This window comes from Nostoc flagelliforme FACHB-838 (assembly GCF_014698065.1).
In the GTDB taxonomy this organism is placed as follows: Bacteria; Cyanobacteriota; Cyanobacteriia; order Cyanobacteriales; family Nostocaceae; genus Nostoc; species Nostoc flagelliforme_B.
Window position 1 is genome coordinate 1 of record NZ_JACJSI010000283.1, and the last position, 7,616, is coordinate 7,616.

At 40.8% G+C, this 7,616-nt stretch carries 5 protein-coding genes and 2 pseudogenes; 5 read left to right on the forward strand and 2 right to left on the reverse strand.

Features of this window, described 5'->3' with window-relative positions; translation table 11 throughout:
- Together H6G97_RS40850 and H6G97_RS40855 are read right to left on the reverse strand one after the other, a co-directional pair.
- Positions 1-302: pseudogene (locus tag H6G97_RS40850) on the reverse strand (ISAs1 family transposase); the annotation flags it as partial.
- Between the two features lie 366 nt (positions 303-668).
- Positions 669-1,370 (reverse strand): annotated as a pseudogene (locus tag H6G97_RS40855) (TnsA endonuclease N-terminal domain-containing protein); the annotation flags it as partial.
- A 146-nt stretch (positions 1,371-1,516) separates the two neighbouring features.
- On the opposite strand from H6G97_RS40855, the gene H6G97_RS40860 reads away from it, so the two are divergent.
- The 5 genes from H6G97_RS40860 (at position 1,517) to H6G97_RS40880 (ending at position 7,434) form a co-directional block, all read left to right on the forward strand.
- Positions 1,517-1,804 carry a helix-turn-helix domain-containing protein gene (locus H6G97_RS40860; protein WP_199350007.1) on the forward strand — a complete coding sequence of 96 codons (288 nt, stop codon included), beginning with the start codon at positions 1,517-1,519 and terminating at the stop codon, positions 1,802-1,804.
- 50 nt (positions 1,805-1,854) lie between these two features.
- Positions 1,855-2,844: a TniQ family protein gene (locus H6G97_RS40865; protein WP_190946312.1), complete on the forward strand. Its 990-nt coding sequence runs from the start codon at positions 1,855-1,857 to the stop codon at positions 2,842-2,844.
- A gap of 265 nt (positions 2,845-3,109) precedes the next feature.
- Complete coding sequence (locus H6G97_RS40870) at positions 3,110-6,481, forward strand: hypothetical protein (protein ID WP_190946313.1); 3,372 nt, start codon at positions 3,110-3,112, stop codon at positions 6,479-6,481.
- Positions 6,482-6,634: 153 nt separating this feature from the next.
- Complete coding sequence (locus H6G97_RS40875) at positions 6,635-6,817, forward strand: hypothetical protein (protein ID WP_190946314.1); 183 nt, start codon at positions 6,635-6,637, stop codon at positions 6,815-6,817.
- 323 nt (positions 6,818-7,140) lie between these two features.
- Complete coding sequence (locus tag H6G97_RS40880; RefSeq protein ID WP_190946315.1) at positions 7,141-7,434, forward strand: hypothetical protein; 294 nt, start codon at positions 7,141-7,143, stop codon at positions 7,432-7,434.
- The last annotated feature ends 182 nt before the right edge of the window (positions 7,435-7,616 follow it).

The window sequence follows — 7,616 nt, forward strand, 5'->3', positions numbered from 1 at the left end:
CTTGTTGGTGCAGTGTTGGATGATTATCTTTGAGGCTCAAAATGTAATCAGAATTAGCCGCGATAATTTTTTGGGCAATCGATTTTTGTGAACGCAAAAGCATCAATGGTAATGATGCAGCCAGAGATGTCTAATATGTCCAATAGTGCTGGAATTGCAGTGATTTCATTTGATTTAGAACTGACCTTTGTTTGTCCCAAAACTAAACGATGTTCACTCGACCAGGCACTAACTGTGTGCAAGGCTTTTAGTTTTGATTCTCGGTCATAAGAGCCTCTATGAGTTTTGCCATCTATGGCTAGGTCTTCAGGACTAGCTTGATAAAATCGCTGCCAAGATTCTGTGCTAATAGGTGTTTTTTCTGGTGTTTGGAGACTTGTGATTTTTCCTTGGCGAACCAGATTCTCAAATATAGCTTTTTTGAGTTCAATTAACTGATTATTTTCTGCGCCAAGTATAACCTCTGTTTCTCCAACATGGATGATATTTAAACCTTTGCCGTCCCAACTAACAGTTGTTCCAGTAACAATATTGACTACAGGAGAAATAGCCGGAAGACTTATACTTGGTTGCTCAACCATTAATCTATAAGCACTAGCAGTTTGTTTGTCACGGAAGATTAGACATCTTTCTGGTTCAGCAAGTGGTGTAGCATTTAAATCAATATAGATTTGCTCTTGAATAATTAAGGTGTAGATATCGTCAGATTTAGCTCCTGTTGAGCAATTGAGTAATTCTGCTAAAGTGATTCCTGGTTGAGATGACACAATTGCAAGTAATGATTGAGCGATCGCTTCTTCCACGACTAGAAATTCTGAGCGATAATAATCTTCTAAAAATTGCAGATTACGTTGCAGAACCCAATTTATTTCCCGATCTAAGCGAATGCGGTAATAAAGCCCAAACTGGTTAGCATAGTCTTCTCCTGGCGGACAATGCCATTGATTATCTTCTTCAGAGTAAAAGTAACGATTGGGGTTTTTCTCTGCTAGTTTTTTCAAATCATGCTCAGTTTTACATTCTTCCCAACCAGCCGAATTGGTTCGGATGACAAAGAAATCTGGGGTGTGTAAAACGCCTAATCTACGTCCGTTACTTGCTTGATAGTCAAGTTTAATTTGCGGTGGTTGATCGTAGAATTCTAGAACATCTTTATCGTGTTCTAACTGATAGATAATTGGCAGTTCAACCCGATGAGACTCAAATTGAATCGTCACTCCCATCTTGCGACTAGGGTAGCGTCCCGAAACATTCTTACTACCGCCACCAACGCGACGGGATGGCTCAGATGAGCGAACTTTCTCAATAATTTTTTGCCCTGCCTCGGATATTTGAAGGCGAGCAACCCATTGTTCAAATTGCTCTTTCATATACTCCTTACTAAGCACTTTGCACTTTATTTTATGAATCTATCAAAATAAGACCATAAAGTTAGGAACTTGCTTGCCTGATGCTATACTACTTAACTTTATAACACTTATATTGTGCAAAAGTCTACTTATAGTAGATGGATTTAATGGCGATACTGGTTCAGTATTGTTTTGTGACGCAGAAACACTCCAATATTGAGTACCGCTTTGGCAAAGCCATTAGGCGGCGAAGGCGAGAGCTAGATTTATCCCAAGAAGAACTGGCTGAAAAGTCAGGACTTCATCGCAACTACATCTCAGGAATCGAAACCGGAGAGCGTAACCCTTCGTTAAAAAACATTGTTAAGTTAGCCGCAGCTTTGGAGATATCTGTCTCCGACCTCTTTGTTAATTACGGCATCGAGGTTAAGAGTGAATCGGAAACTAATTCCTAAAATTTAGCTGTTAAAACTAAAGTACCAGCGTTTAGGTTAATCCCAGAGGGATGACTATTTACTCAGAACATTGGAACCTCAAACCTCCAGAAATCCCGCAACGGAGTCGGTTATTCTCTCTTGAACCTGTGGCGGTGGGAACTCCCTACGCAGAAAGTCTTAGTAGCTATCTCCATCGTTTGGCGCAGGCGCATTGTTTAACGTCTCAAAAGCTCGTTATGGGAGAAATTGCGCCACTTATCCTCAAAGATGAAGATAAATCTGAGCTATTGGCAAAAAATCTAAGTCACCTATTGGGGAATAGCGACGCTAAACCGACTATCAACGGAATGCGAGAAATGACAGGAAAGTTAGTCACTGTCTTAGAAGAGTTAACAATGCGTCAGGATTTACGCTTTTTGTCCCTTTTAAGCTGGAAAGGAATGATTTATGACAAGGGGTTATTTCGGAACTATCGCGCTTGGTGTCCTTGTTGTTGGGAAGAGTGGATGCAGGAGAACAAAACTATCTATGAACCATTATCATGGTCATTTAAGGATGTAGAACTTTGTTTGATTCACAAACAGCGATTAATAGAAGAATGTCCTCATTGTGGTGTCCGTTTACCTGTAATGGCTAGGTTTTCAACTGCGGGATTTTGTTCTCGTTGTTACGGGTGGTTAGGACAGGAAATTAAAGGCGAAGAAGAAATAGAGAAATATCGAGTTAATATTCAAGGAATTAGCGAATTAATTGCACTTACTCCCCAATTAGGTTATAAACCCATCCCAATCGAGTTAACACGAAAATTACAATTGATTTTGTTAGTGTTTGAACAAGCAATTGAAAAGGATGTGAAGTTATTGGGATATTTAGGAGGAATCATGGAATCGTTGAGGATAGCCTCAACAACAAATCAAAATCAACCTTATCATTTGGTAAAGTTGATTATTCCTGTGTGTGAGAAGGCGAAGATTAGTATATCCCAGTTGTTTGGGTCAGATTTTAAGGAATTGGGCCAGATATTGTTCGGGAATTTTAATCTGGAATTAAAGTTGTAAATTTTCTGGTTTTAGCGTTAGTAAAGCAATGGCACAAAGCTTAATGCTCACACAAGATGCTATCTCAGGACGCAGATAACCTTTGCTACTCAACTGACCAACTTGCGGCGTTCGGGCGCAGAAGCTTGTTAGATTATGTATTAATACTGATTTGAGAATCACCTGCTTTGAGAACTGTTTTATTCTTCCTCTCCAAGCTCACCAAGAACGTCTTGCGATCGCATTCGGGTAGATATTCGCAAGCTCATTAAATTTACTTAAACTTATGCAACCCTATAAATTCAGCTACCCTGAACATGAGCGTATCCATCGCAGATTATATACCCTGGTAGGCCCAGGTGCGGCAGCCTTTTATAAAGATGCTTGCCGTCTCATAGAAATGGATAACCCGCTGGAATCTACAACCCATATCGTGGGACATCTATTGCGAGAAACTGAGAGTTCTCTCCGCAGTGTTTTGAGGTCGATCTTAGTTCAGACCGAGAGTAAAAAAAAATCCAATAATGACACTCAAAAGAACGAAATTGTAGCAATATTGAAAGCCCTAGAAATCCCTGAAACATTTGCTGCTGGCGAGATTTGGTTTAAGCTGGCAGGCAAAGAAAATGAAGATGCGTTACATAAGCGTGCTCATCGTAACGATTTAGCTCCACCCAGGAACATTGATGAGAATTTTGAAAGTTTTTGGAGACAAATCAATGAATTTTTGGATGCAGTTCTTGATAAGTTTGAAACTCGTGCATCTATAATTCGAGGGAACCTAGATAAGTTATTTATCAAAATTGAACCGAGTAACCAGGATATTGATTATCTGCGGCTTAAAATACCTAATAGCGCCTTCGCGCTTGGATACTTTTTTGAACACCTGGAATTCCCTACATGGCTCAAACCACTCCGAAAAGCAGGCTTTTTTGCTAATCCGCCAGGGATGGAAACTGACGCCTATTCTGGGAGCTTCTCATTTCCTGCTTGGCCACAGTCTCGGTACTTGATAAAAGTTGCTTCTCACGAGCCTGAAACTGTTTTAAAAATTAGCAAACAACTTTTAGATTTGGGCAGCAATAACATTAGCATCTATGAAGACTTGTCAGAAGCTGCTTTGGAAATGCCGCCTAACTTAGCAGCCCTTTGGGTTAAGCAGGCGATTGGGTGGCTTAAACAACAAACCTATCTTGACGTTCAGCTACCAGATACATTTGGTAAAATAATTGTTTACCTTACCCTTGGAAATCAAGCCGACACAGCCATTGAGTTAACGCGTGAACTTCTTGCAGTTCTCCCTAACAATTTAGATACTGTATCACTTGGACGACCTGTCATTCGTGTCGATGAACATTATTACAACAAAATACTCAGTGAATATCTACCAATATTATCAGAGCATCAGCCTAATGCAGTTTTGACACTACTTTGTGATTTACTGGAGCGTTATTTAAGCCTTTCATCTTTTCTTGTTAGGGAAGGTCAAATTAATGAAGATCACTCATATTACTGGAGTCCTAGGTTAAACAGAAGTCTAGACAATTCGTATGGTATCAAGAGCTATTTAATAGCATCCATTTTGGATGTTATAAAGCGTATTCTAGAGCTAGATAAAACTAAAGCAAGGGATTTGCTACAAAAACTCCAGAGCTACCACTGGCGAATCTTTGATCGCGTTGCTATCTATTTACTGCAACAATTCCCGGAACAAGCATCAGATATAATCGTTGCCCGCTTGACAGAACGCGATCGCTTTGAATGGCTTGGAAATAGATTTAATTACTCACACGAACATGCTCGACTATTGCAGCAGCAATTCAAGAACCTTCCAGGTGAAGCTCAAAACCAGATATTTCAGTGGCTAGCTGAAGGGCCATTCGCACTGGAAGTAGAAGAAGAGAAACGGGATAGCTATATTAAGCATTGGCAACGGGACTGGTTATCAATCATTCGTGATTATATTTCCCCAGAGTTAAGACAACTTTACGATCAGCTTGTTGAGGAAATCGGCGCACCCATATCTCTTGATTCTGTAGACTTTGGTTATAGCTATACCGTGCAGATTGGTTCTGATAGCCCTAGAACAGGGGCTGAATTGGTTCAGATGGCTCAAGATAACATTCATGGGCTAATAACTTATTTGCGAGAATGGGAGCCATCTGAAAACTTGCGTGAAAAATCTAGGAATGATTTGGCCTGGGAACTAGCTGAACAGGTAATTACTCCCAACCCCGAAAGCTTTGTTAGTCAAATTGAAAGTTTCAAAGAACTCGATCCAGTGTTTATGGTCTGGCTGCTTCGAGGACTAAAAAAAGCCTTGGAAAATCCGCCCAGCGAACAACCACTTTTCTCGTGGCAGCCTGTGATTAATTTCTGTACATGGATGCACGAAAACTTGCATGAAATAAGTAATAACAGTACCTCAAGCGGATATTCCGATTGGAGTCGAATTTGTGATGCGATCATCAAGTTGATTAAAGCTGGACTTTTAGCAAACGAATCAAACAAAATACCCTTAACTCATGGCAGTCAAGTTTGGAAACTCTTGGAATCCACGATCAATGACCCACAGGTTACACCAGGTTTTACCCCTCAGTATCAGGGTAGCAATATGAGTGCATACGAAGCCTCTTATAATACAGTGAGGGGCAAAGCAATGCAAGCAGTTGTTGATTATACCTTGTGGATTAGACGAGACGCTAACGGGAACCCAACATCTCAAGATTTCAATGACTTACCTCAAGTCCAGCAGATTTTGGAGCAGCACCTCGATCCGCAGCAAGATCCGTCGTCTGCCATCCGTGCGGTTTACGGTAATCGGTTTCCCCATTTATATAATCTAGCTTCAGAGTGGGCATTGGACAATATCGATCAAATTTTCCCTGAATCTCCAGAGTTGCAATGGATGTTTGAAGCTGCTTGGGAAGCATATATTCACAATGAAGTCTTTCTTGATATTTTCAGCGTTTTAAGAAAAAAATATAATCATGCTATAGAGCAATTATCTGTCAGAAATCCTACCTCTCGTCAACAGTCAGAAGCAGGTCAAGCTTTTTCTGGTCACTTGGTCTGTCTATTTTTGTGGAAAGAAATAGATATAACTGAATCTGATGGCTTACTGCAAAAATTCTTTGCTAATGCTAGCGCGGATCTTCATCAAGAATTTATGCGACAAATTAGCTGGAAACTACTCTACGGCAACCTTAAGCTAAACGAAGAATTGCGCCAGCGTCTCCAAAAACTTATAGAGTGGCGTATTGCTGAAGCTAACAACTCTACTTTTCCACTTGAGCAAGCATCCGATCTTAAGTACTTTAGTTGGTGGTTCGCCTCCGGTCAGTTTGATAATCAATGGGCGATCGCAAAGCTATTGGATGTCCTTAAGATACTCAAAACAGTGCACCATACCAGTAATTTTTTTGAATCCCTTGAAAGGTTAGCGTCTACTCTGCCACAGGATGTTGTTCGGTGCTTGTGTGTTATGGCTGATAGCAATAAAGCAAGAGAATGGTTTTTAACTTATCCTGCCCACTGCCATAACATACTGAAAGCAGTTCTACAAAGCAAAGACGAAGCTGTTCAGAGGTTAGCTAGGGATCTCATTAATCGGCTATTGCCACGTAACTTAGGAGATTATCGGGACTTGCTTTCTTAAACCATAAAACTTTACCAAGGAGAATGGATATCAGTTTTGGCATATCTAAGAAGCTAGGGCAAAGTTGTTCCTAAACTGCGATCGCCACAGCAAATCTAGGAAAATTTTCCTGGATGCGATGATTTTAATTTCAGGAAAATCATCTTCGATAAATTGATTAGCCAAGCTCAAGCTACTAGACTCTGGGCGATCGCCAGAGTCGAGCTAAAACTACAAGATTGCGAAATCCGGGCGGTACTGGCAGAGTATGGGATTACCTCTACAAAGTTTATTCCTGCTGTTCAATATAGAGAAATCATGAACCGCCTCTCACAATGCGCTAAAACTGAGTTTTAATTGTCGTCGGTAGTGATCGCAAAAATGATCATATTAATTTATAGGAATGCGATCATAGAGCAAAACGATGCTTTTCTTGATGAGAGCGATCAGAAGTAAAAAATCACTACATTAAGCGAACTACAAGAATGCCAATATCCATGAAATTTTTCTGAAGCTTTAAAACTTTGATTCCGTGGATGTCCGTGGACACTTTTAAGTAAATTACAAAGACAGAGGAAGACTTTGTTAAGTCAATTGTCTCGGAATATGTAGAGCGAATTGCCGATACAGAACCAGCACGGAATGCTTTACGGACTATTGTTACAGAGGCGGTAGAAGATGTGGCACCAGACCAACTATCGCCTGAGACGGTTAAAGCTTACAAAGTGTTGAATCAGGAAGCAGCGCTTGGTAGTGAGGGCGAAGCAGCAGCACCCGGTAATGACCGTGAACCTTTTGATCCCCAAACAATCTACCAAGAAACTGCGATTGAAGAGGACTCTGTTTCATTTGGAGGATCTCTCAGCCGTATATTTTCGCCACTAAGATCGTTGTCTTACTGGAAGATGAAAGCACTGGCACGTCAGTTTGGGGAGGGTGGAGGCTTTCAGTTCCTTTGGTCAAGGCAAGGGTAACAAAATACAAACTAGAAGACGTTCTCTAGCGCGTGTAGCAGAATTTAACATTGGCAGGAATTCTCCCTCAATAGTCGCACCCCTGAGACACTGTTGAAGATACCATTGCATAGGAATGTAACCCCCTATCCCACATTAACAACATTCCTGATTTCACCGAGCGTAATAATTTCAACGCTCGG